At 59.3% G+C, this 26,324-nt stretch carries 27 protein-coding genes and 2 pseudogenes; 14 read left to right on the top strand and 15 right to left on the bottom strand.

What is annotated here, in order from left to right; genetic code table 11:
* Positions 1-8: 8 nt before the first annotated feature.
* From AC6JA3_RS21950 to AC6JA3_RS21940, 3 genes are all read right to left on the bottom strand, one after another.
* Complete coding sequence (locus tag AC6JA3_RS21950; RefSeq protein WP_497920683.1) at positions 9-824, bottom strand: enoyl-CoA hydratase/isomerase family protein; 816 nt, start codon at positions 822-824, stop codon at positions 9-11.
* Positions 824-2,014 carry a CaiB/BaiF CoA transferase family protein gene (locus AC6JA3_RS21945; RefSeq protein ID WP_497920682.1) on the bottom strand — a complete coding sequence of 397 codons (1,191 nt, stop codon included), beginning with the start codon at positions 2,012-2,014 and terminating at the stop codon, positions 824-826. The genes AC6JA3_RS21950 and AC6JA3_RS21945 overlap by 1 nt, the downstream gene beginning before the upstream one ends.
* 729 nt (positions 2,015-2,743) lie before the next feature.
* On the bottom strand, positions 2,744-2,923 hold the full coding sequence (locus AC6JA3_RS21940; protein ID WP_497920681.1) for a hypothetical protein: 180 nt from the start codon (positions 2,921-2,923) through the stop codon (positions 2,744-2,746).
* Positions 2,924-3,539: 616 nt separating this feature from the next.
* On the opposite strand from AC6JA3_RS21940, the gene AC6JA3_RS21935 reads away from it, so the two are divergent.
* On the top strand, positions 3,540-4,622 hold the full coding sequence (locus AC6JA3_RS21935) for a thiamine pyrophosphate-dependent dehydrogenase E1 component subunit alpha (protein ID WP_497920680.1): 1,083 nt from the start codon (positions 3,540-3,542) through the stop codon (positions 4,620-4,622).
* On the top strand, positions 4,619-5,605 hold the full coding sequence (locus AC6JA3_RS21930; RefSeq protein WP_497920679.1) for an alpha-ketoacid dehydrogenase subunit beta: 987 nt from the start codon (positions 4,619-4,621) through the stop codon (positions 5,603-5,605). The genes AC6JA3_RS21935 and AC6JA3_RS21930 overlap by 4 nt, the downstream gene beginning before the upstream one ends.
* A 429-nt stretch (positions 5,606-6,034) precedes the next feature.
* Here AC6JA3_RS21930 and AC6JA3_RS21925 read toward each other — a convergent pair whose 3' ends face one another.
* Together AC6JA3_RS21925 and AC6JA3_RS21920 are read right to left on the bottom strand one after the other, a co-directional pair.
* On the bottom strand, positions 6,035-6,778 hold the full coding sequence (locus tag AC6JA3_RS21925; protein ID WP_497920678.1) for a DNA/RNA non-specific endonuclease: 744 nt from the start codon (positions 6,776-6,778) through the stop codon (positions 6,035-6,037).
* The gene (locus AC6JA3_RS21920) at positions 6,778-6,933 is read right to left on the bottom strand and encodes a hypothetical protein (protein ID WP_497920677.1); all 156 of its coding nucleotides are present in this window, start codon (positions 6,931-6,933) and stop codon (positions 6,778-6,780) included. The genes AC6JA3_RS21925 and AC6JA3_RS21920 overlap by 1 nt, the downstream gene beginning before the upstream one ends.
* Positions 6,934-7,370: 437 nt before the next feature.
* Here AC6JA3_RS21920 and AC6JA3_RS21915 point away from each other — a divergent pair, with 437 nt between their 5' ends.
* The 4 genes from AC6JA3_RS21915 to AC6JA3_RS21900 all read left to right on the top strand — a co-directional run bounded on the left by AC6JA3_RS21915 (position 7,371) and on the right by AC6JA3_RS21900 (position 9,829).
* A complete protein-coding gene (locus tag AC6JA3_RS21915; protein WP_497920676.1) occupies positions 7,371-7,589 on the top strand; it encodes a hypothetical protein in 219 nt (72 codons plus the stop codon).
* A 409-nt stretch (positions 7,590-7,998) separates the two neighbouring features.
* On the top strand, positions 7,999-8,205 hold the full coding sequence (locus tag AC6JA3_RS21910; RefSeq protein WP_497920675.1) for a ribbon-helix-helix protein, CopG family: 207 nt from the start codon (positions 7,999-8,001) through the stop codon (positions 8,203-8,205).
* Positions 8,202-8,570 carry a type II toxin-antitoxin system death-on-curing family toxin gene (locus AC6JA3_RS21905; RefSeq protein ID WP_497920674.1) on the top strand — a complete coding sequence of 123 codons (369 nt, stop codon included), beginning with the start codon at positions 8,202-8,204 and terminating at the stop codon, positions 8,568-8,570. Before AC6JA3_RS21910 ends, AC6JA3_RS21905 begins: the two co-directional genes overlap by 4 nt.
* Before the next feature lie 455 nt (positions 8,571-9,025).
* Positions 9,026-9,829: a tyrosine-type recombinase/integrase gene (locus AC6JA3_RS21900; RefSeq protein WP_497920673.1), complete on the top strand. Its 804-nt coding sequence runs from the start codon at positions 9,026-9,028 to the stop codon at positions 9,827-9,829.
* 172 nt (positions 9,830-10,001) lie between these two features.
* Here AC6JA3_RS21900 and AC6JA3_RS21895 read toward each other — a convergent pair whose 3' ends face one another.
* A complete protein-coding gene (locus AC6JA3_RS21895; protein WP_497920816.1) occupies positions 10,002-10,703 on the bottom strand; it encodes an RES family NAD+ phosphorylase in 702 nt (233 codons plus the stop codon).
* Between the two features lie 57 nt (positions 10,704-10,760).
* Entirely contained in the window at positions 10,761-12,425 is a 1,665-nt protein-coding gene (locus AC6JA3_RS21890; RefSeq protein ID WP_497920672.1) for a protein kinase domain-containing protein, read from the bottom strand.
* A gap of 252 nt (positions 12,426-12,677) precedes the next feature.
* On the opposite strand from AC6JA3_RS21890, the pseudogene AC6JA3_RS21885 reads away from it, so the two are divergent.
* From AC6JA3_RS21885 to AC6JA3_RS21855, 7 genes and pseudogenes are all read left to right on the top strand, one after another.
* A pseudogene (locus tag AC6JA3_RS21885) lies at positions 12,678-12,809 on the top strand (DUF8462 domain-containing protein); the annotation flags it as partial.
* 381 nt (positions 12,810-13,190) lie between these two features.
* The gene (locus AC6JA3_RS21880) at positions 13,191-13,841 is read left to right on the top strand and encodes a hypothetical protein (RefSeq protein WP_497920671.1); all 651 of its coding nucleotides are present in this window, start codon (positions 13,191-13,193) and stop codon (positions 13,839-13,841) included.
* A 262-nt stretch (positions 13,842-14,103) separates the two neighbouring features.
* Positions 14,104-15,114 carry an SMODS domain-containing nucleotidyltransferase gene (locus AC6JA3_RS21875; RefSeq protein ID WP_497920670.1) on the top strand — a complete coding sequence of 337 codons (1,011 nt, stop codon included), beginning with the start codon at positions 14,104-14,106 and terminating at the stop codon, positions 15,112-15,114.
* Positions 15,111-16,586, top strand: a complete 1,476-nt coding sequence (locus AC6JA3_RS21870) for a ThiF family adenylyltransferase (RefSeq protein ID WP_497920669.1) — start codon at positions 15,111-15,113, stop codon at positions 16,584-16,586. Before AC6JA3_RS21875 ends, AC6JA3_RS21870 begins: the two co-directional genes overlap by 4 nt.
* Positions 16,583-18,376 (top strand): SAVED domain-containing protein, encoded by a 1,794-nt coding sequence (locus tag AC6JA3_RS21865; protein ID WP_497920668.1) that lies wholly within the window; start codon positions 16,583-16,585, stop codon positions 18,374-18,376. Before AC6JA3_RS21870 ends, AC6JA3_RS21865 begins: the two co-directional genes overlap by 4 nt.
* A pseudogene (locus AC6JA3_RS21860) lies at positions 18,354-18,827 on the top strand (DUF6602 domain-containing protein); the annotation flags it as partial. The gene AC6JA3_RS21865 and the pseudogene AC6JA3_RS21860, both read left to right, overlap by 23 nt.
* A gap of 37 nt (positions 18,828-18,864) precedes the next feature.
* Positions 18,865-19,197, top strand: a complete 333-nt coding sequence (locus AC6JA3_RS21855; RefSeq protein ID WP_497920823.1) for a hypothetical protein — start codon at positions 18,865-18,867, stop codon at positions 19,195-19,197.
* Between the two features lie 67 nt (positions 19,198-19,264).
* Here the strand turns inward: AC6JA3_RS21855 and AC6JA3_RS21850 are convergent, their stop codons facing one another.
* The 5 genes from AC6JA3_RS21850 to mobC are packed head-to-tail and all read right to left on the bottom strand — an operon-like array spanning position 19,265 to position 23,582.
* A complete protein-coding gene (locus AC6JA3_RS21850; RefSeq protein ID WP_497920667.1) occupies positions 19,265-19,555 on the bottom strand; it encodes a hypothetical protein in 291 nt (96 codons plus the stop codon).
* 7 nt (positions 19,556-19,562) lie between these two features.
* Positions 19,563-20,258 (bottom strand): S1 family peptidase, encoded by a 696-nt coding sequence (locus tag AC6JA3_RS21845; RefSeq protein ID WP_497920666.1) that lies wholly within the window; start codon positions 20,256-20,258, stop codon positions 19,563-19,565.
* 40 nt (positions 20,259-20,298) lie between these two features.
* Positions 20,299-21,519 carry a hypothetical protein gene (locus AC6JA3_RS21840; protein ID WP_497920665.1) on the bottom strand — a complete coding sequence of 407 codons (1,221 nt, stop codon included), beginning with the start codon at positions 21,517-21,519 and terminating at the stop codon, positions 20,299-20,301.
* Between the two features lie 30 nt (positions 21,520-21,549).
* Complete coding sequence (locus AC6JA3_RS21835) at positions 21,550-23,187, bottom strand: relaxase/mobilization nuclease domain-containing protein (protein ID WP_497920664.1); 1,638 nt, start codon at positions 23,185-23,187, stop codon at positions 21,550-21,552.
* A gap of 2 nt (positions 23,188-23,189) precedes the next feature.
* Complete coding sequence (gene mobC / locus AC6JA3_RS21830) at positions 23,190-23,582, bottom strand: plasmid mobilization relaxosome protein MobC (RefSeq protein WP_497920663.1); 393 nt, start codon at positions 23,580-23,582, stop codon at positions 23,190-23,192.
* Between the two features lie 224 nt (positions 23,583-23,806).
* Between mobC and AC6JA3_RS21825 the strand changes: the two genes are divergently transcribed.
* Complete coding sequence (locus AC6JA3_RS21825; protein WP_497920662.1) at positions 23,807-24,109, top strand: hypothetical protein; 303 nt, start codon at positions 23,807-23,809, stop codon at positions 24,107-24,109.
* A gap of 457 nt (positions 24,110-24,566) precedes the next feature.
* Here AC6JA3_RS21825 and AC6JA3_RS21820 read toward each other — a convergent pair whose 3' ends face one another.
* The 3 genes from AC6JA3_RS21820 to AC6JA3_RS21810 form a co-directional block, all read right to left on the bottom strand.
* On the bottom strand, positions 24,567-24,932 hold the full coding sequence (locus tag AC6JA3_RS21820; protein WP_497920661.1) for a transcriptional regulator: 366 nt from the start codon (positions 24,930-24,932) through the stop codon (positions 24,567-24,569).
* Positions 24,933-25,187 carry a ParB family protein gene (locus AC6JA3_RS21815; protein WP_284987865.1) on the bottom strand — a complete coding sequence of 85 codons (255 nt, stop codon included), beginning with the start codon at positions 25,185-25,187 and terminating at the stop codon, positions 24,933-24,935.
* Positions 25,188-25,584: 397 nt separating this feature from the next.
* Positions 25,585-26,324, bottom strand: a 740-nt coding sequence (locus tag AC6JA3_RS21810) for a single-stranded DNA-binding protein (RefSeq protein WP_497920660.1), incomplete at its 5' end; no start/stop codon positions are given.

Here is a 26,324-nt window from a genome sequence, read left to right as displayed (position 1 = left end):
TCTCGAGGCTATTTAGACGAGCTGTTCGCCTTCAGGTAAGACTGCGCTTTTTCTGGATCTTCGACAGCGTTCGCTAGGGCCTGTTGAAGCGCTTCTTGGGCGCCGGACAAGATCTTGTGCCTGTTTGCATCAAACGCATTGTTAGCGAATCGCTTTGCTCGCCTTAGGGATTCCACATTTCCTTCCAGCCATCCGGGGAAAGCATTTGCAATGCCTTCTTCCGCTTCCTGGATCGAGGCGCATAGGACGACATTATTGGCGAAGCCACTAATGTCTCTGCCAGAGAAACGTTTGCCCTGCCACATCATTCGAGCTCCGGTCGCGGCATGCCCCGACGCGTTTAAGACCGCGACTGCGTAGACGGGTACAAGTCCGTGTGACAGTTCAGGCAGTGAGAACCAGGCCCGTTCGGTTGAAAACACAAGATCTGAACTAAGAGCGAGGGCACACCCGAACGCTTGAGCCGGGCCGTCGACCAGGGCCACTGTCGGAATGCTCCGTGATAGCCACTGCTCGGTAAAGTCGTGAATCGCAGCGCTGTAATCGGGGTCACGCTGACCGCGATCATCCGCTATGTCGCCGCCCATGCAAAAAGTTTCGCGACTACTGCGAATGAGGAGTGCGCCGATGGAGGTGTCGTTCTCCGCACTTTTTAATACTTTGGTCAGCTCACGATACATTGAAGCAGACAGAGCGTTCCCGCGTTCGACCCGATCCAAAACTACCTCTAGAATTCGGCCGTTTGCCTGCGCCCTAATCATCGGGCCGTCCGGCACGTCATGCTCCCTTCTCGAGACGAGTGGGGTTGTCGCTTCAGTTGACATCAGACGACTCCCCTGAGTTCGAGGTCGGCGATCTGCTCGGCGGTGTAGCCCAGGCCAGTGAGAACCGATGTGGTGTGTTCACCCATGAGAGGGCCGGCGTTCCGAATAGAGCCGGGGTTCTCGCTGAACTTGGGCACTACTCCAGGCAATGTGACTGAGCCGAGTGTGGGATGACTGACCTCTACTAGCATGTCGCGGGCTGCATAGTGCTCATCCTTGAAGATGTCGGCGACGTCGTAAACAAGGGAGTGCGGGACCGAGAAGTCGTCCAGCCGCTTTTGCAGTTCTTCGCGGGTGTATGTGCCGGTCCAGGCGGTAACCAGCTCGTTCAACTCGGTCCTCCGGGCTAGTCGTTCCCGGTTGGTCGAGTAGCGTGGGTCGGTGAGCATGTCAGGCCGGTCCATCGCTTCGGCGAGCCGGGCGAAGGTGCGCTCCGTACTGGTGGTGATGACGACCCAGTGCCCGTCCATTGCCTGATAGATTCCTGCAGGGCAAGAGGCTGCTAGCTCGTTGCCGGTGCGTTCTCGGACTGTGCCGAGCGCGTCGTACTCGGCGACGACCACCTCGAGCATCCGGAAGATTGATTCGTATAGAGCGGCGTCGACTTCCTCGGCCGGCCCACCTGACACCTTCAGCTGATAAACGGCCGCCAGGGCACCTAACGCGCCGAACAGGCCGGTTAGATAGTCCACCAGAGACACTGACGGCAATACCGGAGGACGGTCGGGGTATCCGTTGATGTGGGCGTAACCACTAAATGCCGTCGCAGGGGTCCCGAAGCCTGCCTTACTCCCGTAGGGACCAGTCTGGCCGTAGCCCGAAATTCGGACAACGATCAGGTTGGGATTCGCCGCCCGCAGCCGATCAATGGTGAGGCCCCACTTGTCCAAGGTGCCGGGCCGGAAGTTCTCGATGAGAATGTCCTGCTCCGCGAGAAGGCGAATGAGAATTTCCTGGCCCTCCGACGATTTCAGATCGAGAGTCATGCTTTGCTTGTTTCGAGCCGCTGCGGCCCAAGTAAGCGACGTGTCGCCGTGAAACGGACCGAGGGCGCGCAACGGATCGCCTACCCCAGGCATCTCCACCTTCAGCACAGTTGCGCCCATGTCTCCGAGCAATGCGGCTGCGAAAGGGCCGGCGAATACGGTGGCGATGTCGAGGACACGCATACCGCTAAGTGGACCACTCATTCAAAAAGCTCCTAATTGGGGTTGGTTGCGCGACTAAAACCTGCGGTGATGTCGGCGGCAGCTTGCAGATCCGTTCCATCTCGTAAATGCAGGCCTCTGGCGAGTTTGTCGGTTCCAAATCGACCCTCGTGGTAACTAAAACTGACTGCTTTGAAGACCAGGCACGGTTTGTCATCGTGTCCTGTGGGCCTTGGACGAGAAAACCTTTCCGGGTCGTCAAGCCTCGATAGGCGAACTGCATTAGGACTTCGCCTATCGATATCCGTCCTCTGGATCCAGAGAGTCCGCTAGCATGGATAAACTGTGACTTAGAAGACACAAGCTGTCAAGGAGACCGCCGGATCTACGCGTAATTTGGCCATTATTGTAGCGAGGGCTAGAAACTGGTCGGCTGCGCCGGTTATTTCACTGGCCTTACCTGTGGCTTGTCGGAAGAGCTCTTCACCCTGGCCGCGGCTGGTTCGACCCAAATTTCCCGAACTGTGCAGCGAACCCCCGAGCTTGTGCAGTGATGCAGGGTGCCGGACATTCCCATCGATGGCGCATGGTCGCAGAGCTCGTAGGGGAGGCCGTTGGTGCTCCAACATTGGCGCGGGGGTGGTGCTGACGGGCTATAGAGTGGCTTGCCGCAGGAATGCCTCGGCTTCCTCATGGACCGCGACTAGAAGCATCTGCCAGTTTCCAGGAAAGAACCGTGACCGCGATGACCAAGGTCGCACGCTTCCACTCCTAGAAATTTATGCCAGCACAGACATAGACGGTGAGCCGCTGGACATAGGCACTTTCCAGCCACCCACGTGGCAGAACCCGTGCGATCAGTCGGACGTTCACCGAGCCGGTGGAGATCCAGGACGTGTGGGTCATGAGCGCGCGGACAGCTACGGCCCACTGCTCGTCGGGTCCGTTCAAAAGCGGACCATCGGGTAGTCGAAGCTCCGCGCGCCCACTCGCGCACTCCGCAAGGTGCCCGGAAGTTCTATCCACTGGGTGCGGCCGAGACCACAGCTGCAGCCTTCCCCTGAAAGAGGCCCAACTGTCTTTTCCAGGTTCTACAGTCTCGCCAGTACAGGCCTGCGTCAGTTACCAAATTCTGATGCATGTTCGGCGGCACCCTCTGCGGGCTTGGGCGATGCGCCGTTTCAGCAGCTCGTAGTGGAGGGCGTCGGTGCTAATCGTTTAGTCCAGCTCCGCCTGCGACTTTGTGTTCCTAATGAACAGATCGCTCAGTTGCAAGGGAACAAGTTGACCACAACGGGCCACCTCTTCAGAGTTAGGTCAGCGATTCATTCAACGACGATCTGTCGGAAAAACACTTCTAGGAGGGCGCCATGCTTGTGGCTTCGACTACCGGCCCCAGCACAGAACAGGGCGGCGTCGTAGATCTGACCGCTGCCCGGATTGCGCCTGGCTGCGCAGCGGCAACGGTACGGCTTCGGCCAGTCGCACGGCCTTCTGCCTCTGTGGGTTGTGCTGCACCAGCCCAAATGGTCCGGGCAGCCCATCCCAAAGGAAAGGGAACCAGTTCATGACGGAAGAGCCGATCTTTCTGGTAAGCCAGGACGGATCTATCCAAACCGATGAGGTGTTGAAGCTCGATTTCGAGACGGTGGATGGTCCTGGCCTGTATCGGGACATGGTGCTGGCGCGGAGGGTGGATACCGAAGCGATTGCTCTGCAGCGGCAGGGGGAGCTTGGTCTTTGGCCGTCCATGTTGGGTCAGGAGGCAGCGCAGGTTGGGGCTGCCCGTGCCCTACAGCCGCGTGACGTTGTTTTCCCTACTTACCGCGAGCATGCCGTGGCTTGGTGCCGGGGGGTGGATCCCGTCAATCTCTTGGGACTCTTCCGTGGCACGACCTTGGGGGGATGGGACCCCACAGCCAATAACTTCAATCTCTACACACTGGTCATCGGTGCACAGACGCTGCATGCGGTTGGTTATGCCATGGGTATTGTCCGGGACGGCGACGTTGGCACCGGAGATCCGGACCGGGACCGGGCGGTGATGGTGTTCCTCGGTGACGGCGCGCTAAGCGAGGGCGAGACGAACGAAGCTTTTGTCTGGGCGGCCGCGCAGAACTTGCCGGTTGTATTCTTCTGCCAAAACAACCAGTGGGCAATTTCGGCCCCGTACTCGGTCCAAAGCAGGGTTTCCGTCGCGCAGCGTGCAGAAGGTTTCGGTTTTCGGGGTGTCCGCGTGGACGGTAACGACGTCTTTGCTTGTCTGGCTGCAGCCAGACAAGCTCTCGACAACGCCCGCAGCGGAAATGGACCCACACTGATCGAGGCCCTCACCTACCGCCGCAACCCGCACACCACGTCGGACGATGACGGTCGATACCGCTCCGGAGCCGAGAACGATGAGTGGGCCGCCCTGGATCCGATTGACCGGTTCCGCCGCTATCTCGACTCCACTGGACAGATCGACGATGCCCTTCTAAACCAGATTGCCGAAGAGGAAAGTCGTCTGGCAGAGCGGCTGCGGACCGGTTGCCGTAGCCTGCCCAGCCCAGGTCCTGAGTCGCCCTTCCGAAATACCTACGTTGATCTGCCCGTCGAACTCGGACAGCAGATGGCAGAACACATTGAATTCGTGGAGGCAGGAGAATGAACCAGACGATAAGCAAGATGCCAATCGCGCACGCACTTAACCTCGGTTTGCGCCATGCAATGGAATCCGACGACAAAGTGATGCTCCTCGGTGAGGACATAGGGCAACTTGGTGGAGTCTTCAGGGTGACCGACGGCCTCCAGAAAACCTTTGGACCGCAGCGCGTGGTCGATTCACCGCTGGGGGAAGCGGGCATTGTTGGCGGCGCCATCGGACTCGCAATGGCAGGATACCGGCCGGTTTGCGAGATCCAGTTCGACGGGTTCGTTTTTCCCGCCATGAACCAGATCATTACCCAGCTGGCAAAATACCGACACCGATCTGAGGGGACAATCACTGTCCCCGTGGTGATAAGGATCCCGGTTGGCGGGGGCATCGGCGCCATAGAACATCATTCGGAATCGCCCGAGGCGTACTTTGCTCATACAGCCGGGCTCAAGGTGGTTTGCCCGTCCTCGCCGCAACAGGCCTACGATATGATCGGCCTCGCTGTCCGCAGCCAAGATCCTGTCATTTTCCTTGAACCGAAACGCCACTACTGGCTCAAAGGCGACGTGGATCCGAACAGGACGCCTCAGGCACTTGAGAAAGCTGAAATTGTCCGCGCGGGGAACGACCTAACTATCGTTACTTACGGAGCGCTCGTGCCTGTCGCCCTCAAGGTCGCAGAAATATGCTACGAAGAGGGCCGAAGCATCGAGGTTATCGACCTCCGGTCCCTGTCTCCGATCGATGACGCCACCATAATCCGGTCAGTAGAACGTACCGGACGGCTCCTCGTTGCCCATGAGGCATCGCGGACCGCAGGACTCGGAGCCGAAATTGCCTCCCGAATCCAGGAAACGGTCTTCCACTCGCTGTTGGCGCCAGTCATCCGCATCACCGGATACGACACCCCTTATCCCCCCAGCCGCCTTGAGGAAGACTGGCTTCCCGGCCTGGACCGCATCCTCGATGGAGTCGACCGCAGTTTCGCCTACTAAGGACGTCACTAGGAGGAGGCTGCTCGCCCCCACCCTGTGACAGAAAGAAAGGGGGAGCGGGGGCCCCGGACGACGCCACTCGTTGTAGCGCATGGGCGCGACTGAGCACAACGACTATCACTGGTAGCCCCGTCGCAAAAGCGGCTTAGGGTCCTTTTGATCATTTCGCTGATTGCGTTTACTGCGCCGCCGTTGCTGAGTGCAGGACTGTCACTGGTGTTCGATGATTTGCCGACAGCGTGCTTAGGCATGCCGAGCGAGTGCTTTGGCGCTGCCGTCTTCACAACGAAGTTCCGCAGGGCACCACGGACAGCGAAGTTCTCGTAGACGCCGTGGCCACCAGGGTATTAGGCCTTCACGTGACCAATCCAGGCCGCGAGCACGTCGTCATAGGCATGCTGGTGGCCGGTCGGCGGATTGACTGCACAGCTAATTGGTGAGGTCGAAGTCGAGGTCCAGGTCGACGGGGGAGTGCAGTTCCCGCCAGGTTGTGGCGATCCGGGCGGTGGGGAGGGCCGCTGCGATGGGCATCCGGTCCACGGTGATGAGTTGGTCCAGGTCCAGGCCGGTGAGGGCGGCTATGTCCCGGATGGGTGTCTGGAAGGTTCGGAACGGGCCCAATGGGGGAGCCTCCTCGGTCGCCCTGGGCCGGGGGACGTCGGGCAGGTCGGCGAGTTGGGGCGTTTGGTCGACGACGTAGCCCGTTGCCGCCAGGTCGCCGTGATGGAGGAACGCGGCAATTTTGAAGTACTTGAGTGGGGTCTCCACGCCACGGTAGACCGGGTCGGTGCTGCCGAAGACGGGGCCGGTGAACACCACGAGGCGGCGACTGTTGTCCGCGGCGTTGTACTGAAGATACGTTTCCAGCCCGAGCCACAGCTCGAGGCCCTGGTTGAATTTCGCCGCCTGCGGGGCCGCGTTCGTGTAGTGGAAGGTGTCCTCGTTCGCCTCGGCGGCTTCCTGCCGGGTGTCGCCCCACACGGCCGAGGCCCGCCGGACGAGGTGGCCCCTGTCGATGTCGTTGCGGGCGTAGACGCGTTCCCTGGTCTGCTGATCGCCGGGGATGCGCGGGTCGAGCCGCCACCGGATCCCTGCCCGGTGCACGTCCATCATTCTGCTGCCGTCCATGTTCAGCGCAGTGACCGCGGCCAGACGCTTGTCAGGACGCATCATCACAGAAAAGTGCGTAAAGGCAGCAGGACCGTCTCCACCCCCGGCAGGGCCGGGGTCGGGATAGCAGGCCCCAGGAAGCCGGTATCGTAGCCGGCCCGGTCTGCCAGATTCGGGGCTGCAGCGGACGCCACGTGCTCGGTCATGAGTTCATCCATGCCCGGACCTTACCAAGGGAATATGACAGGCCGGCCAAGAGAACACATCCGGTATCCCGACGAGTCTCATGAGACCACCCTTTGTTAGCGGGGAGGGACGCTCGCGGCCCTCCCGCCACCGACCGCCGAGACCATCATCGACAGGCCAAACCGGGCCGCCCGGCACCTTCCACATCACTGACCTGGCATAGCCCCCTTAGGACGCGTTAGCCAAGGGAGGGGACCAACAAGGGGAGATGTCCCCGTATGCCGGGCCGGTTCCCGCGAATACGATGCGATGACCAGCCCGTGCCAAGACGGCCGGCCGGCCCCAGAATGATTGGAATGGACATGCACATTGCAAAAGGATACTCGCGATTCCCGTCGCCGCCACGATGGCGCTAGTCTTGGCAGGCGGCGCGGCTGCCGCGCCCGCCGAAGTGCGGAAGAGCGGGTATGTGAACGAGCCCGTCAATGACTGCAACGGCGAGGTCGTGCTCGTGGAGGGCACCTTCCAGGAAGTCATCCAGTTCAGGCCTGATGGGTCAATGATCGGTAAGAACACCATCAAGGGAACCGGGATCGGATCGCAAGGCGCCCGGTATATCTACAAGGAGAACGGCAGACCGTTTACAATGCCGACGGAGGCGCGACGGCCCACGTCCTGGTGCGTCTGATCAGCAAAGGCCCAGCGCCCGGCAGCCGCGCCTTCTTCAGGCTCACGGTCTTCCCGGACGGAACCTTCGACCTGACGACCGACGCCTCCTGCCCCGTCTGATTCCGTCCGGTTTGGGAGTCACGCGCAACGCGAGAAGCCGCCCACCGAACGAGTCAAACCGTGCCCTCTTTCAGGCACTCCCCCGGCTATATTGAAACGCCGATAACAGATCTTATGTAAAGTAAAGCAGCGATTATTGCACCTGATGCACGAGCACACCTCCTCCACCTAGCCCCTCCGCATCCCTCCTCTTGAAGCACAGTGGTGGCCGGTCCTGGGTAGCGTGGCACCGGATTTTCGCCGCCTGTCGCTTGACGCGATAATCCCAACGACATTCTCAGAAGGTACCGCTTTGGTACCATTGGGGCATGGCTATGAATCTGCGCGTCCCTGAAGACCTTGATCGGAAGCTGGAGAAGTTGGCCGCCGAGGAACACACATCCAAATCCGCACTCCTGCTCCAGGGCGCAGAGCTGGTCCTGCAGCGCCATGCCCGCCGACGTGAAATCAGCGAAGGCCTTGATTTTGTCATGAGTCACGACGCTGAACTGCTGACCCGGCTTGAGGATGCGTGACCGCATACCTGGACATTGAAGACGGCCTTCAAGTCATTGACCGGTACGGCTTCCACATCCGCGACGTTGGCCTGTTGGCCTCGGCGCTGGCCAGGCCGGCCACAACCGTCATGGGCGCAGAAGCTTATCCAGATCTTGCGTTGAAGGCAGCCGCGCTGCTTGAATCCGTCGCCCGGTTCCATCCACTTATCGACGGAAACAAACGGACCGCATGGACGCTCATGGTGCTGCTGCTTTGGGTCAACGGCTACAGGCACGACTTCACTACAGACGAGGGCTTCGAGCTTGTCGTTGGTGTCGCCGCAGGCACCATCGAACTGCGGGATTCTGCCGCGCAGATTTCCCGGCATCTGGTGCCACGCTAATCTTGCCTCGATGAGCCAGGAGGGAGCGGCCAGCGCCACAGCAGGTGGTGTGAGGACGTTCCTTCGGTTGCGGAAGCATTGGAAGCATGGAGAACCGGGCGTAGCCTGTCCTCGTGGTCAGCATCAGCACACGTATCCGCTGGGATGGGTCTACTGCATACTCGGTGCGTTGGCGTGAACTTGGAACGCGGCGCCAACGCCGCCTGACCGTGCGGAGTGAGATTGAGGCCAACCGTCTGACTGAGCATCTCCAAAAGTACGGCCGGCCTCCGGCCCCAGAGTCACCTAAGGCCCGGCCCGGGACTCCTACTGTTGCAGAGGTTGTCCAGGAACACATCGATTTCCTCGTACGGCCTTCCCCCGGGACCGTTGCCACCTACCAGCGGATATTCGATCTGCATATCCGAAACGCCATAGGCCCCATAGCAGTCGATGATTTTGGCTACCGCGACATTATGCAGTGGATCAAGAGCCTCGCCGCGGAGGGCGTTGCCCCAAAGAGTATCCACAACATACACGGGCTGTTATCAGCGGCCATGAAAACCGCCGAGCTGCTCCAGTACATACCCCGCAACCCATGCCGCGGCATACAGCTGCCCACCCTTGAGCGCGCAGAAGACGAGGCAAATTTCCTCACCCCAGCAGAATTCCGATTGCTCGTCGACGGCATGGACGAGCGCTACAAAACTTTCGTGCAGTTCCTCGTCATGACAGGAACCAGATTTGGCGAAGCAACCGCCATCCAAGTCGCCGATGTCGATCTGGCCTCCCATGTGCAGACAGCGAGAATCAACAAGGCGTGGAAACGCGATGCCCAGTCAAGCTATTACATAGGCCCTACCAAGACCGGGGCAGGCAAACGCACAATAGGTATCAAGACCCTCGCAAACCTACTTCACCCCCTGATGCACGGCAGGGCTGGCAGCGATCTACTTTTCACCGCCACACAAGGCACACGCATCGCCCACAAACCGTTCTGGCAACATCACTGGGTCCCAGCCGTCCATACCGCCCAGAGCAACGGATTAACGAAGTCACCACGAATCCACGACTTGCGACACACCCACGCCTCCTGGCTCATCCAAGACGGAGCAATGCCCCTGTTCTCAATCTCGCGCCGGCTCGGCCACGCCTCCGTGCGAACAACCGAACAGGTATACGGGCACCTCATGCCACAAGCCCTTCAGGACGGCGCAGACGCCACCGAGCGTTCAATTCAAGGAATCATCTTTCGCAATGACCGTGGAAGGTCCGCGTGAAGTGGCTAGGCAATCAGACGGACACTCCCTCGAGCAGTCCCCCAAAGACCTTTGGCCTCCCTCCCCCTCGACCGCCGCATAACGGACGTTATGTCAAGCTGTCGGGATGGGGAAAGATAGCGGGGGCCGCCGCACTGACACCCTACTGCACCAATCGCTCCCGTCCCCGAAGCTAATTCCAGATCACGCTATAGTCGCGCAGCGCTTCCTCGACTATTACTCGGCCTTTTGGAGTTCCGAGAGGAATAGTATCTATTGGGGCGAAGGCGCTGGCGGGCATTCTGTCTTCCCACAAAACGAACGAACAGAGCCCCCCACCAGAAGTTTCTCTCGTCGAGTTGTAGGCGATACCGCTGGCGTCCGGAACTTGCGAACGGACATAGTCACCCCATGCTCTAGTCGCATCACGATCAGAAGTGTAAAGAACCTCTTCCTCCATTCTGAACGGCTCACGGCCACGTTGAGTCCTAATGCACACAAGCGACAAAGGTGACGTTACCTGGAACCTTTGCACAGACCTCGCATTACGGAAGCTTCGAGGCATGACTCTGCGGTTGTTCCTACTCGGATCCCGGGAGGTCATCATCGCAGACCTAAAGGTTTCCAGTATGGCAACGCGCTCACAACCTGCACCTGCGCTAACTAGCGCGTCCGATTCAGATCCGTATAGGAATCCACCAGGTGCAGTTGGCAGCAGATCAAATCGTCCCGCTACCGGGGCGCCCAAGGGTACTTTCCTAGTATTCCAAGAAAGCGCGCTATAGCCATTTCGTGCTGCGTCTTCATGATTAAAAACTCTTGAGAGCAATACGTCTGGCTCCAGATCTTTAAGCGTCGCAAGCCCTTCTATGGCTAAGCCGTCAGGTAACGCCACAGGAAAGCCTGCCACATTAGCTCCTTTCGGGATGTCGGAAAGAGTTGCAGCTTAAGCTCAAGCGGCAGCCAAATTGTATCCCATCACCTCGGTCAACACCCTTTGTTCTTTCCCTTCACGCAGCCACTCCACCGGAGACATCCCGCCAAGCCCGTCTGCCCTCAGGAACCACCAGACAGCATAACTCCACGAGGATCCGGTGCCCCTGATCCGGTCGGATACGTTCTTCATGCATTCAAGTGGGAGGCCGGACTTAGGGTCAAATTGAAAAAGTGGATAAATTTGTACGTTATCGACGGGAACGGACAATAAGTACCCAAGGTCGCGGAGTATTCGTACTTCATCGGTAGTGATACCCGGACAACGATTAGACATGATCGCGACAACGTCATCACTTCTAACAAACAGGTCTGCTTCCAAAATATCTTGGGTCATTTCCCAAGCCCAACTCGACTGGCGCTCAATACGGCGTTGCACTTCAGTGGCGGGTAGGTCGAGAGGCTGCACATCATCAGTGACCGACCGCTCGATCTCGGAGCGCCATTCTCGATCTAGTGCGCTAGCTTCCGCCAGGTTACTCGTGGGCTCAGAATTTACTGAGCTTAGACGGTTCAAGATACTGAATCTTGGTGAAACATCTTGGAGGAACAGTCCCGATCTATTCCTCTCAAACGCAGCCGAGGCCAGAAAATGTACTAGTTGGTGCTCTTCTATGTTGACGATTCGTGGGGACGCTGATTTGCCCATGTCATCTAATACATCAAGAGCTTGAGTAACGACGGTCGATGCATAATCTAGTTCAGACCCGCTGATACCACGCATCAGCCTGGCATCCATATCGGCCAACACTGCAGCATGCAAAGCCTCCTTGGGAGGCCAAGAGCTGTGCGGTACTTGTATTTTTTGCAAGAGATTAAGGATCTCATCAATTGAGGGTCTGTCAACAGGATCGAGGGCCAGACACTCATCGGTTATTTTGCTTATTACGTCTCGCTCAAATTCAGCGATCGGTCGCAGCTTCGTTTGCAGAACCTTAAGGATCTTCCCATACGAATAAATATCCGCAGCAACAGAATTTCTCTTCCCGCTACGCAAGGTGTCCGGCGCGCTAAACATGGTCATCTCATCTCGAGCAGCTGACCGATGTCCAATAAAGCTCAAAGGTTGACGAAAGTCAGATTTCAGGCCAAAGTCCGCTAGATGCGCGCTTCCGCTTGCTGGTATCAGTACATTACTCGGGCGGACATCGCCGTGGGCAACGCCGGCAGAATGGAGAGCTTGAAGTCCCTTAGCTAAATCCAGCGCCCAATCGCGAGTCGGCGGTGAGTAGCCGGGCATTGCTCCTGTAGCAAGAAAGTCTTTAAGAGTTTTCGGTTCAAAAGCCCTTACAGCAGCCCAGACCTTATTCCGGACATGCCCAGAATATCGGAGAAGCTGGCGCCCATGACGTTCGCCCGGCTTGTTAATGGAAGCGCGGCCAACCGAGGTGTAATGCGTTAATCCGCTGGCTGATGTGACGTCTCTCAGGCGGTTTACATGAAATGGATGTTCTTTCCCAAAAAAAACATGAATGATGACCTTTTGACTGGCATCGCGGTATGTGCTGAAATTTCCTTCGCCTTCAGCCATGAGGTCACCCAAGAGAATCGTCTCGCCCGCTACGTGCAGCTCATAGCCACTGAGGTTTCCCCCAGCGCCTGGATGACCGTCGATCGGTGCCACGACTTGCCGCCCTCCTTGTTGCTCATTTGGGAGCCCACCCTGAGGCCGTTCACCGCCGTAGTTTCGGCATGCGAGCAGGAACCATGGCCACAGCTTCCAGTGGACAAAGCGTACAGTATGGAAACGTCGGGTAACAGGCTACTTCGATTGTGCGGTAGCGATGTCGCCTAGAAAGCTAAAGCTAGGCGTTAGGTTTCATGCGCACGGTACCGGCGCAGTGTCCCTGAACCCTACAGGGGACGGCTCAACGCCAAGAGCAACGTCGTGGCCAATTACCGGGCCCGGCTCATCGCGGCCGGACTCATCGAAGCACCAGCGTACGGCAAGGTGGACTTTGCCATTCCAGGGCTGCGCGAGTACCTACGCAAAACGCACGGCAATTAGTGGTCCTTAATTTGCTTCGAATTGGCGCCGGCACACCGCGCGACCTCACCGCTAGAGCCACGAGGTATCACGACCTAATTGGCGAAGCCCCGGTCAAATAGCGGTTGACCGAAGCTTCGGTCGCATTATGCACACCCCAAGCTTGAGGTTGGCTGTAAGGCCAGACGACGTCTTTGCAGACCCCCGCCACCCCACCGTTAGGGTTGACCTGCCATGCCGTAGGAAAACCGCAAGGGGCTGGACCTGCTGTCACATCCACTTCTAGTGGTCCTACTCTAACCACGATAACGGAGATTATGTAAACTAAGGTTGCCTAAGTACCCCTTCTTGTGAACCGTAGTTGCGCTCGGGCATACTTGTCAGAGTACCAACTGGTGGCTGATGAAGGGAAGCGCAATGGGCTGGTTCACCGAGGGCAGCGACCATGAAGGCTACGTTGTCTGCGTGTTCGCCGACGGCATGTACGGGACCGGCGGGAAGCACGGGCAGATCCACCTAATAACACCCGAAGGCAAAAGCATCTGGGAAAACGACAACGACCAGGACAGCGCTGCGTGGCGGCCACCAGCCCAGGTGGTCGGCTGGAAAGTCGCCTGCAGCTGCGAACCCTTCAAGAAGCACGTCATCATGGACCAGCTATGGACCCGGGTCTGGGATCCAGCCGACGAGAACCTCGCCCTCAATCGCATCTACGCCGGAGACCCTTCCAGCGACGATGCCAGCTACGTCAGCGACCGCGAGGATGTGGAGCCTCTGTTCATTGAACAATGGCACCAGCACATCGCCCCTGACCTGCACTTTCACACCATCAGCACCTTGGGCGATCAACTCAAGACGATCGAGACCCAGTTAGACGCTGCCGTGGCTGCAGCCCGCGCCGACGGCCTCTCCTGGGACAAGATCGGCAGAGCCTTCGGCATCACCCGCCAAGGCGCCCGGAAACGCTGGGACTCCCACTCGGCCAGCGAAGACAGTGCCACGCCGAACATCGCGCCACCCAGGGGCAGCAAAGCGCTGCCGCACACTCGCTAAGCCGAAGCTCGGTGACGGGCACTCCTTCGCCGTGGACCTGCGCGGATATCGATGTTTCCAGCTCTCCCTTTTCCTGCGCGGTCGCATTTCTTGAGCAAATCTTGAGCTAAATGTTGATGTCTCTTGAGAAAGGGTTGCGAGTATCGAGGAAACTACAAGCATGTAACACAACATGTTGTGGTTTGTTGTAAGCTTTTGTGCTACATGTAGTAGCTACACTCGTTTGACTTTTAACTTCCACTAGCGATCGGATGGCTAACGTTTGGCTCACCTTATTCAGCAGTTCAAAGACGCATTGAGTTCAATCGAGCCGGGTGAAGACAAGGAAAATGCGCCAGAAGCTCATCAACTCGTACGCCGAGTCCTAAGTGCTGATGCCAAGCTGGCCGAGTACGGCGTCGACCCCGTACTCATTGGTTCATACAAACGAAGCGTGTCCATCAAGCGCGTCAAGGATGTCGACGTGTTTGTACGTATGCAAAGCGTGCCGGGCGATGTGACATCTAAAGACATCCTCGATCACTTCTTCAAGGTGCTTCACGCTGAATTTGGCGTGGATGCCCAAGGCCGACGTCGCACAGTCCGTCAAGACCGGAGCCTGAAGATCGCATTTCCGGAGTTCGACCTTGACGTGGACGCTGTGCCGGCACGACCGCACTGGGACGGCACGACGTGGGAAATTCCACAGAAAGGCGAGGAAAACAAGTGGGTTCAAACTAACCCTGAGGGTTTGACTAGTCTGTCCAGTGAAATGAACGCTGCCCACAATGGCTACTACGTCCCAACAATCAAGCTGCTGCGCCAAACCCGCCGAGCACTGCTTCGCCGTGGTGCAAAGCCTGGAGGCTTCTTCATTGAGGTGGCGACCTATCAGGCCTTCAAGTCCGGTCTGGTGTCGGGGACTGATCACGCGGAATACTACGTCTCCGCCTTGGAAGAGGTCGCCAAGATCATCAACAACTTTGTTGTCTATGGGATCGGCGTTACCGACCCAACGCTTCCAGGAAAAACCATCAGGATTCGTGCCACCGAGGACGAACTTGAGACGGCGAACCTGCGGTTCGCCGACGCGGCTATTTCAGCCCGCGCCGCGCTCAAGGAAGAGGACATGGGCAAGTCTGCCTTGACATTCCAAAAGCTGTTCGGCAAGAACGGCAACGATGAGACTGTCTTCAAAATGCCTCCAGGGTTCAATGAAGACGGCAGCAAACGCGCAACCGCGATTTCGGCAGGAGCACCAACGGTCCCAGCCGGACGGAGGACCTTTGGGTGAATCTGGACTCCTACACCGATGCCGTAGCGCACGTTCGCCAGGAGTTTGAGGAGGGCCTCATCAGGGCCGGCTTCAAGGAGACGGAGCAGGGGTGGATGGGGCCGGCCGGAGACCTCGCAAACCCGACTGAAGTCCTGATTTCCTTTCCCCAGCGTTTCCCCTTTAAGCCGCCCAGGGTGGCCCCCGTCTCACCCGATGCCGCGCCTTGGTCCTGGCACCGCGAACTGGATGGAGCCCTTTGTCTGATCGCCGAGGATGATCACGATTGGCTCTGGTGGACTGAAGCACCCGTGTTCCTTGAACATATTGCGGACTGGCTTTCGCAAGCATCAGCAGGGTGGCCGGATGACCGCCCTGACCTGGATCTGGACCGGTACTTTCGCCTGTCAGAAAAGGACACCAGAACCTACCTCTATGAAGAGCCCTCGTTGTTGGATGAGGGCCCTATTCGATTCCGCCCGGCCAAGAACAACACGATGCGGGCAAGCAGGGGCTCCATCCCGAAAAAGCGCGCTAAAGTCGGCAACGACCGTGCGGCATACGTAGCGGACGTCGGTGAAGTCGTCGTACCGCCGCGGACCTGGGCGGACATCAGCGCACTGGTCGCGCCTGAAATCAAGCTCGATGCAAGGATCCGGCGCCATGAGGTCTGCGTGGTGTTGCTAAGGTACCGACGCGGCGAGCAAGATGGCGCCATTTTGCTGGAAGTTTGGCCCACGGTTATCGGTGACATCGCGGCACGGCGGCTGAAATCTGCCGCAGACACTTCTGCGGCCCGAACCGCCCGCGCAGGTGTCCACCGAAATGACCTCAACAACAAAAGCGTAGCCATCATCGGGTTGGGCGCGCTGGGCTCATTCGTTGCAGACATGTTGGCACGCGCGGGAATTGGCCGGCTAACGCTCGTGGACGGAGACATGGTCCTTCCGGGAAATATCGTTCGTCATCTCGTGGGACCGGATAGCGTCGGCCTCACGAAGGGTGAGGCCGTGAAACGTTACCTTGTCATGCGGAACGAACTCACCCATGAAGACATCGACGTTGACGACACCGACCTCACCACCCCTGCACAAGCGGCACATCTCATCAGCAGCCACAACCTGGTTGTGAACGCCACAGCCGACTTCTCAACGACAGCTCTGCTGCACACCGTTGCCGAGTCCCTGGATACACACATCCTCTCGACTTCACTCCACGATGACGGCACAGCCTATCGAGTCGACATTCTGCCGCCGATCGGTGGGGCTTCTTCCGTCCCCCAACTTAAAAAGGCATCCAATGAAAGCATCAAAACACCAATGCTGTTTGAGGCTGGATGCGGAAGCCCGATCTCCCCGACCCCACCCCACTCCGTGATAGAGGCCGCGGCCGCAGCGGTACGACACAGCATCGGACTACTCACGGAGCATGTCCTGCACCCAGCTGGAGAAGCACGAGACCTCATCCGTGTCCCGGAGAGGACAAACAATTGACCCGGGACCCGGGCCTCATCAAACTACGCCCTGAGGCGCATGAAGTGATCGCCGCAGAATCAGCGAAAAGCCTGCCGACTGAGACGGGCGGCATCCTTCTTGGCTACCACGAATCAGCTACCATCGTGGTCACTCATGCATTGACAGTAGGCAGCGCCCTCGCGACAACAAGCCGCTATGTGCGCGATGACGTCCAAGCCAATGCAATCCTTAAGGAATTCCTCCAGGATCGTGCGGAGGACGACCCCGTAGGATACGTCGGCGAGTGGCACAGCCACCCGGCCGCCGTCGGGCCGAGCCCTACTGATATCAATGCGCTTCGCGCGATCGCTAAGACCAGCCAAGGTCCGGTCGCCATGATCGTCTGCTCCACATCTCACACGGCCCCGTTTCATGGTGTCATTGCGCGGCGTCAACGATTTGGCCGCATTGGCAGCGGCCAGGTCCAAGTCGCATCCCCTGAGCCCAGGTTCCAGCCATTTGGTCCCCTTCGTGAAACTTCCGTTCGTGGCGACGGGCCGGTCTTCATCTCGTACCGACAATCGGACGGCACGGATCAGGCCGCACGATTGGAACACCTACTTCGAGCAACCGGCCTCGTGGTGTGGCGCGACTATCGTGATTTGCGAGCCGGCACAACCACAGACCGGCTCGAGCAAGCTCTTACCCAGGGTCTTTCAGCGGCAGTGCTCGTCGTAACCCCCGACATCGTCCATAGCGAGATCGTCAGGGAGCGTGAACTCCCACGGCTTCTCCAACTCGATGACAACCCTGACTTCAGCCTTAGCATCGCGAATGCGGTGCCCCGGCGCGGAAAGCCCACCGCCTGTGACTACGCCGCCCCCGATCGGCTCCTTCGCCTTTCGCCTGCAAGAACCCTCGCCGACAAGAAGCAAAGCAACATGCTTGACGGAAGCGGTGAACTCGAAATCGCCCGGGACTTGCTCATGCACCGGGTCGAGCAACGGAAGCCTACGCTCCGGTCAACCAACCGAGCGTTCACCATCAGGATACAAAGCCGGCCAACCTCGTTCGCCGTCGATGCGGACGACGAGGACCTACACATCCGGCTCAGCGCGGGCGACCAGGGCCGCCTTCCGTCACACGAAGGACTGCGACTCCTTCAAACGACGCTCCCCCTCATCAGTGACGCCGTGTACGCAGCTCGGGCATCTCATGTGCGGATCCTTGGCGGCGCCCACCTCTCCATTGCACTCGCGCTTGGAGCAGCACTCCCAAAAACCAAATTCGGAATGGTCGAAGCCATGGACACGGCCAACGTCGCCTGGGTATCGAAATCGTGTCCAGATGACCCAGTTGAAAACGTCATCAGCGTGGAAGACATCAATCTCTCACCGCGACAAACCGAGGATACGCGCGAGAAGGTCGCAGTCTTTGTGACACTCACCCCGGCAGCGGACCGTACAGCCTTCGACCGGCTGCTCAACTCATCCGAACAAGCGTTCTCAAAAGCAGCAATAGTCACCTCAACCACGACCCGGATTGATGCTCGTGAGGCCGGGCGACTCAGCGCATCCATCGCCCAGCAGATCAAAGAACTCTCCGCATCCGACGGGCGCGCCGAGGTCCACCTAGCATTCCATGGCCCCTACCCCATGGCCTTGTTGATTGGACGGCTTCTAAACACCCTCCGAACAGTGGTCTACGAATGGGAAGACCACGCCGAAGAAGGACCCACGTACCATCCGACCCTCATCCTTGAACCCGGCAGAGCTGGCGGCCCAATAGCCGAAGTACTGCAAAACGATGACTATTCAGAAAAGGACTAGGACCTGGCCACGCTCGACCGGGCCAGAAAAGCGCACCATGAACCAAGAAATTTCTGAGAACCCCGCAAGTGTGGCTAGCCCGGGCACCACCTTTAATTTGAGCGCGGCCTTTGCAGCGAAGCAAAAACACATGCTGTCGGGCCTCGGTCTCATGCCCACGTTCACCAACCATCCAACGGCAAAAGGCAACGCCACCGAAGAACGCTGGATACACATGCTCAGCGACTTCCTCCCCAAGCGGTACGGGGTGGGCAGCGTTTTCGCGATCGATTCATTCGGTAAACAAAGCCAGCAAATAGATGTAGCCATCTACGACCGACAGTACTCGCCCCTCTTCTTCACTCAAGGCGACCTTACCTTCGTACCTGTTGAAAGCATCTATGCGATATTCGAGGCCAAACCGGAACTGAGCAAGGGCTACGTTGAATATGCACGGGACAAGATTGCCAGTGTCCGCAAACTGCACCGAACGTCAGTAGGTGTCCGTCATGCAGGAGGAACGTACCCACCCCAAGAGCCAGACAGTAAGCCCATACTCGGAGGGATCCTCGCCACCGACACGACATGGGAGGACATTCAAGGAAAAGCCGCACGGAAGGGCCCTTCTCAGCGGCGGCTGTACCGACCGTCTGGACTTCGCCATAGCCGTCAGAGACGGCGCGGTGGAAAGAGTAGACGACGAACTGATCTACGCGCCATCAGACCAGCAACTCATCTGGTTCGCAATGCGCCTTTACAAGAGGCTCTCCAGACTTGGTACGGTACTTGCACTCGACCTGGATGCATACGGGCACTACATCGACGATGTTCACGAAGCCTAACAATTTAGGGGATTCGACGCCGACCACCCTGGATACCTCCAGCTGAGCTAGCAAGTGATGCGTGAGGCTAGAGTCCGTATCCTTGATCGTGCTGGTTTTGGCGTGCATGCGCTGCGGCACGCTCGGCTTGCTGTTGGGCGGTTTCTTTCTGTGCGGGGGCTTGCTCGCTCTGCGGCTGTGCTTGTTGCTGCGCCACGAGCCGTGCAGCGTTCCGCTCGGCCGTAATCTTCTCCAATCGGATGCGGAGTCGTGTCTTCTCGGTCTGTTCGGGCATGATGGCTGCTGGTTCTTGGACGTTGGCCTGCCGGTCCATACCGCCCGCGGCTACTTCTGTGGCGGTCGGGAGATCCAGTCCCAACCCAGCACTACAGGTCCCCTGGTGATTGCGCGTAGGAGATGCCCGCAAGGAAACCATCCGTTGCCGTCAGAGCAAGTTCAATTGCCTGGACAGAAATGACCATGCCCCCGGAATTTGTTGGGTTCCCCGCCCCGAAGTTCATACCAACTAGCGACCCGGCCGGCGTCAGCACAGGGCCACCGGAGTCTCCCGGCTGCGCCTCGGGCTCCACATGAAAGACGAGGGGATTGTCAGCAACGGTTATCTTGTGCGTCGTTACATTGAGCTGTGGCCAAGGATCCCGCCGCCCGAAAGTAAGGACCTTGTCATCCTTTGCCCGCTTTGCTCCATCGTCGGGCAATACGAAGATTTTCGACATGTTGGCCATGTGTTCTCCTAATGACACCGGCAACACGATCAAGTCATAAATCCGATGAACCTGGTCCGACGTACGTAGGAACTTGAACAGTGGCGTTCTTTCGCTTGCGCCTTCATCGAAAAGTGAAGCGTTAGCCAAGACGCTGCCGTCCTCGGCGTAAATTGAGAGCCTTTCGGACCATAAAGACCAGTCATCCATCTGAGCAGGTTGAAAGTTAGCGATGTGGGCAGCCGTGATCAAATAAACTTGATCAGCAGATTTTATGAGGAAGCCGCTGCCCGTCACCCAGTCTGTCCCAGCCTTGTTCAGCGCAGCAACGGGTGCTGCCAATTGGTTGAAGTTCACACCCCAGAGAATATCCGGAGCGTGGGCTTTGGACTAATCTCTAACGTCCGATGCCCGGGTTCTCGCGCTGCACGCCCGCAGCGGCGCCCGGGCGGGACTTGCGGGCCTTTGTGGCCTTTCTTGCTGTTACGGCTGCGCTGGGGTGTGTGCCCTCGCTGCGGGCGGCAGCGAGGCGGCCACGGATCTGCGTTTCGTTGGCGCCGGTGCCAGCGAGTGATTCCGCGAATTTCTGGTGGTGCTCGGCGGAACCGTAGCCGGTCTGTGCAGCGGTTTCGGTTTTCAGTCCTTGGTCTTTTAGACGGCTGCTGTCGTTGCCGGTGACGCGGTTCTCGATCTCGCGGCCGACATCTTCCATGCGGGCGAAGAGCTCCTTTTCGGCTCTCTCGTATCGCTGTTCCTGGGTGGTCCATTTGGATCCTTTGAAGCCGCCTTCTGCCAGCAGTTTGGCTTCGTGGAGGTTTTTGGCTGCGTCCACGAAGGCGGGGTCTTTGAAGTGTTCATCGCATGCACCGTTGACGTTGGCGGTGGTTTCCTGACGGAGCTGATCGATGTCGGGTCCGTTGACACCGTCCTTGCCGATGAGGAACATCCGCTCCTTGATTTCGGAGTCGGCTACCACTCGTGCCTTGGGTGTTTTCGCGTTGTGGGCAAGCTGGAGTGCTTTGGTCAGTGCGGGGTTGGCCAGGTACTCCACCGGCACCTGGTGGCGCTCCATCTCTGGGGCGAGCTTCGCCGCTTGGGCACGAAGTTCCTCTGCACGCGCGGCCGCGATGAGTTGCGTCGCCTTCTCGTGCTCAGCATCGGCTTTGCGCCCTGCCTCCTGTCCGCGCTCCTGCTCGACCTTGGCCGACTCGGACGCCGCCGTCTTGATGCCGGCTTCGAGCTCTGCACCGACCACGTCACAGGTGTCGATGCCGTAACGGTTGAGGACTTCTTGCCGGATCTTTTCCGAAGCGGACAGCGCGGTGGGATCGTAGTCTTTCCATCCCTCAGCGACGGCATGTGCCGTGGCGATGTCGGAGGGTTGGGCGTTGTCCCACCACTGGTCCTTGTCCACTTGTGACAGGACCACGTGGGCGGTGCTGCGTTCGGCTGCAAACCGTGCGGCGGCTTCGTGCGCTGCCTGCGCGTCACGGTGTTCCTGTTGCCGCTGGTCTTCCTGCCGTCGACGGGCGAGGGTCTCGGCGATACGGGAGGCGATCATCAGGGACTGACGCAGTCCGCCGTCCAGCAAGTCGTCCATTCCGTCTGATTCACTCATTGTGTTCCCCTTGCACTAGTGGTGTGATTCTTATCGGTCGAGTCCCGGGCCGGTGTCGCTGCGGCTGGGTTGATACGTCTTTGCCGGAGTGGCGGTCGGTGTGGTGGGCACTGCGGATCCAGGCCGGATGGGAATCATGCCTCGGCGTGCGATATCAATTGCGCGTGGCGGCCCCGCTACCTCTGTCATTTGCTGCTGTCCCGCTTCCGATGCACCGACTTTGGGCATGGTTCCGGTGAACGGCGCGAGCTGGTTCTCCACGACGGAGCGGATGCGCTGGGCTTCCCGAGTCCGGCCGGACTGCTGATGCATCTCGTACACGGCGAACGCGGTGTTGATCAGTTGCACCATGAGTGCTGTCTGCGCGGCTGTTTTGTTCTTGGACGATGCCGCCATGAACAGCATCGCGGTCCCCGCAATCGAGGGAAGGGCAATGGGTTTGCTGTGTGCCTTGGGCGCCCGGAGTTGAGCTGAGCGGGACAGTTCAGCCGCCATTGCGGCCAGCGGGCCAGGTGTGGGTTCGAGACGGTGTGACCATGCTGCAAAGGCGCCGGAAACTTCGCGTGCGGCCTTCGCCCAGGTGGCGTGATCGTCACGGGGGATGGACCGCAGCTGCTCCGCCAGGGCGGTGGCGTTCCGGGTGTACTCCACCCACACCTGAGGCAATGGGGTGGCCCTCTCAGGACCGGTCCTGGAGACGATTCGCTTGTTACGCGCAGCGGCATTCCATTCAGCTGCAGCCTGGGTGGCAAGGTGGGGCGAGTCCATCCACTCTTCGCGCAGCGCACCCAGCTTCAAGTCGGAGGCGAGTGTGCCGCCACCAAACCAGATGGGCCGCTCCCCGGCCTTGGGCCGCTCAGCTACGGAGTAGCCGGCAATGACGTCGGTGGTGTTCTTCGCGTAGCGCGGCCGCAGCAACATTCCGGTGTCACGGGCGCGGCGAACAAACTCGCCTTCGGTTGCTGAAGCGCTTGCACTGGCACGTACTTTTCGGGCCAACGATGAGCGGTGCATTTCCCGTTCATCCCGAACCGCGGTGGCCTTTTCTGCCTGGCCGTAACCACGGGTCGCGTACACGCTGGAGAGTTGTTCCAGGCCGTACTTAACTTCCAGTTCGCGGCAGGTCTGCTGTGACTTCTTGTAGTCACCGTGGGTGGATGCCTTGGTGCCATCCTCCCTCACCAGAGAAACGGCGATGTGGATGTGGTGGTTACCGTTCTCGGACGTGCCATGGTTGACAGCTGCCCAACGGCATCGGGCTTTCCCACTGGCCTCAGTGAAGCCCATCGCCTCTACGAAGTCGTTGGCGATGTCTCCCCATTGCTGGTCCGTCAACGCGCCTTCTTCGGCGTGCAAACTCAGCGAGCAATGCCACACGCTGGCGTCCTTGTAGCCAACGTGGACACGCTCCTTCTTCGCTGCGTCCCAAGCAAAGTCCTTGATCTGAACGGAGACACCGAATAGCTTGCGTGGCTGGTCAAGGTGCTTGGCAATTGCCAAGGCATCAGCCCGGTCGAGAACACCGTCGTCGTACCAGGCCATGAGCGCCGCATCACCAGCCACTAAGTGCGGATCCGTGTGTGCATTCTTGGTCTTATCGGCGTCGGTCGAAGCCAAATAGACCATGAGCCCGCCCATGCGCGAACCGCGGGTGATGTTCGGAATCATTCCTACATCAACCCTTCAATAGCGCGGTCAATACGCATGGCCACGGACCGAAGATGCTTCAACGCTTCCAGGGCTTCGATGGGGAACTCGCTCGTGGCATTGGCTTGACGTGCGAGCTGATTGATGTTGTTCGAAGAACGGGCCAACAGATTGTGCAGCTGCATGAGTTCAGCGCCAATAGCGCGCCGCTCCGTCGGTGAATCAGTTCGTTCGGCCAACGCCGCCGAAACCAACAGGTTCGGGACGGTCACCTTCTCCCGTTCGGCCCTCGCAACGAGCGCGGCTTCTTCTTCAACGGTGACCCATACGTCACGCCGCTTCTTCGTCCCTGCCGGAGTGTTCGCACGACGACGGCGCGACAGATTGGGACGGTGAGTGCTCTCCTCATCCGACATCCCAATCCCCTCCCTCAAAGGCCCAGCGCAGCGACCCCGAACCGGGGACCACACTGACCAGTGTGCCGTACTCGACCGCAAGTGTCGAGGACGACAAGCCATTTACACCCGTGTAAATGTATAGCTTGCTCCGCAGGGCGCGGTTTCTAGGTTTTTGACCGCCTTCCGTGTCTCTTTCGCAAAACGTCCGTCCGCGTGTCGGCGCCGCGGGCTAGACTGGCCGCATGGACATCAACGACATTGCCGCTAAAGCGGCCGCGAAAATTGACGCTGCCAGGGACGCTAAGGTCAACGCCGTGAAGAACGCGGCGGCCAGCAGCGTCGAACTCCAAGAAGCTCAGCAGCTGGTAGCTGCAGCCGAGCAAAAGTACGCCAAGGACTACCAAGCCGCGCTGCGTGCTGACTGGACCGAATCCGACCTTCGCGGCTTCGGTCTGGACACACCCGGCCGCAAGGCCGGCGGACGTCCTCGCGGTAAACGTCCCGCGCGCGAGAACGCCACAGCCCACGCATCTTCGGACGAGTAGCCCCTCGTCCACATGGGCACGGCAAAAGCTACAACCTTCGGGCTTTTCCCGCACCCATGTGGACGACAGGACCCACCTGACCGCCTGCACACAACCACCATGTCACCATCGGGACATGCCGCACCAGGGCGAGCGGTGGCCGTGCACAGCCTCCTTCCCAGGTGGGCCAGTAGCGGCGACGTTTCCCATGGTCCAAGACGCAGCGTTGCCGTCGCACCGTGGGAGCGGGGCTGGGTTCCTTTCAGCCTTGACGACATCGGCGGATTGCGTTCGGTCCGGGCCCGCGGGAACAGGAACCTGAAACTCCCGGAGGCATCTCAAGCGGCAAGGGGTTCCGCACCAGGGTGTTGGAAGATTCTTCCAGGATCCACCGCCCTCTCACACCCGCGACTACAGCTGGAAGACAGTCAGGGCCCGTACCTTTTGGTACGGGCCCTGACTGCGTGTTCATCTATTCTTAGTGTTGCTTCCCAGGGTCCTCGATGAGGTGGGGAAACCTACCCTCCCAGAGTTTCCGGCACCTTACCGGGAGCATCAGCTGGGGCCAGATTCTGCAGAGAAGTCCGCCGTTGAGAAGTTTCACCTGGTCTTTCCGGGTTCCCACGCGCAGCACCGCCTGGTACGCCTTGATGACATCCTCTGGCTGACTCAGATCACACACCGCCACTGGTCCCCAGTACACGTGAAGCGGCAAAGTCAGCAGCCCATCCGCCGGCCCCCGAAGATCACTGAAACTATCAGGGATCTCGTACGGCACGACGTCCTGAATAAGGACCCGTTCCACCGGCTCAGGCACGGCAGGGTCGGGCTCGGGCCGGATCATTTACCGGTCCTCCCGCGCGGCCGTTTCGGCGCGGGTCCGCCGCCCAGGGCGGAGTTCACCCGCTTCCACTCCCGGCCACTTCCGGCCCTCGTTGTACTTGCGTTGCAGCCTCCGCAGCTCACGACGGGCAGCTGCTTCAACGAAATCCGAAATGGACACGTACCCTTCCAACGGACCGACAGCTTGGACCGCTGCCCTGATCTGCTTCAGGTCCTCTTCAGTGAAGTAGGGACCCTTCTTCTCACCTGACTTCATGGCTCAGCCCACCCTTAACGTGCATCTCTCCGGAAGCCATTCCAGCGCTGGGCCAACCTCTTCGTGATCTTCACCCCGACCCAAACCAAACCGGCGAACACTGACGCTCCAACCCCCGACGTAATGAGCCCCGGGACAGGATGGCCTCCAGCAAAGACAACCATTCCCCCAATCACCATCATGATGGAAGGCAGCGCCAAACCCAGCACACACAATAGCGCTGTGATTCCTACGAGGGTCCCTACCCACCATCTGGTCGCATCTTCTTGCTCGTTCATCACAGTCCAGTTCTTCATCATCGGGTTCGTCCTACCGTTTCCCGGCAGCCGAGTAGCAGCGGTTATGTCGCTTCGTGACGTCGGGGCCATCCTAACGGCCGGCTCCGACACCATAGGTTCTAGAACGGGGGTTCGGAGTCTGGTCCGTTGCCCCAGGAGCCGGCGTTGGCTTGGGTGTTCGCTGCCGCCCATGGATCATCCCGCTGGGCGGGCTGGCTGGCGTTGCCCTGGTTACCGGACCCGCCCCCGTTTCCCCCACCGTGGTTGGTGCGTTGGGTGCGGTTGACCTTCGCGTTCGCGTACCGAAGGGACGGGCCAATCTCGTCCACCTCGAGTTCGATCACGGTCCGCTTCTCGCCCTCCTTGGTCTCGTACGAACGCGACTTCAACCTGCCCGAAACGATGACACGGGTGCCTTTGGTCAGCGACTCTGCGACGTTCTCCGCGGCTTCCCTCCACACGCTGGCCCGGAGGAACAGGGTCTCCCCGTCCTTCCACTCGTTGGACTGACGATCAAAGGTCCGGGGCGTTGAGGCGATGGTGAAATTCGCGACGGCTGATCCCGAAGGGGTGAAGCGAAGCTCTGGATCCGATGTCAGGTTTCCGATCACTGTGATGGTGGTTTCCCCGGCCATGATGGTTCCTTTTCCTCGTGTGCTGCGGGTGCTCTTGGTGTCTGTGCTGGTTTCGTTCTGAGGTTCGTTCCCACCCGGTTCGTCGTGGGTGAGTTCGTTGGGTTGGGACTGGTCTGCGGTGTGTTCGTCCCATAGGCCGCGCTCCCCTATCGGGGCCCTGTTGATGGCCGCCAGGTAACGGTCATCCGCCGTTGAGGGGCGGTCGATGAAGAACGGCTCGTAGG

This window comes from Arthrobacter sp. TmtSoilC79 (genome assembly GCF_059739405.1).
This window is presented reverse-complemented; position numbering and strand designations above follow the sequence as displayed.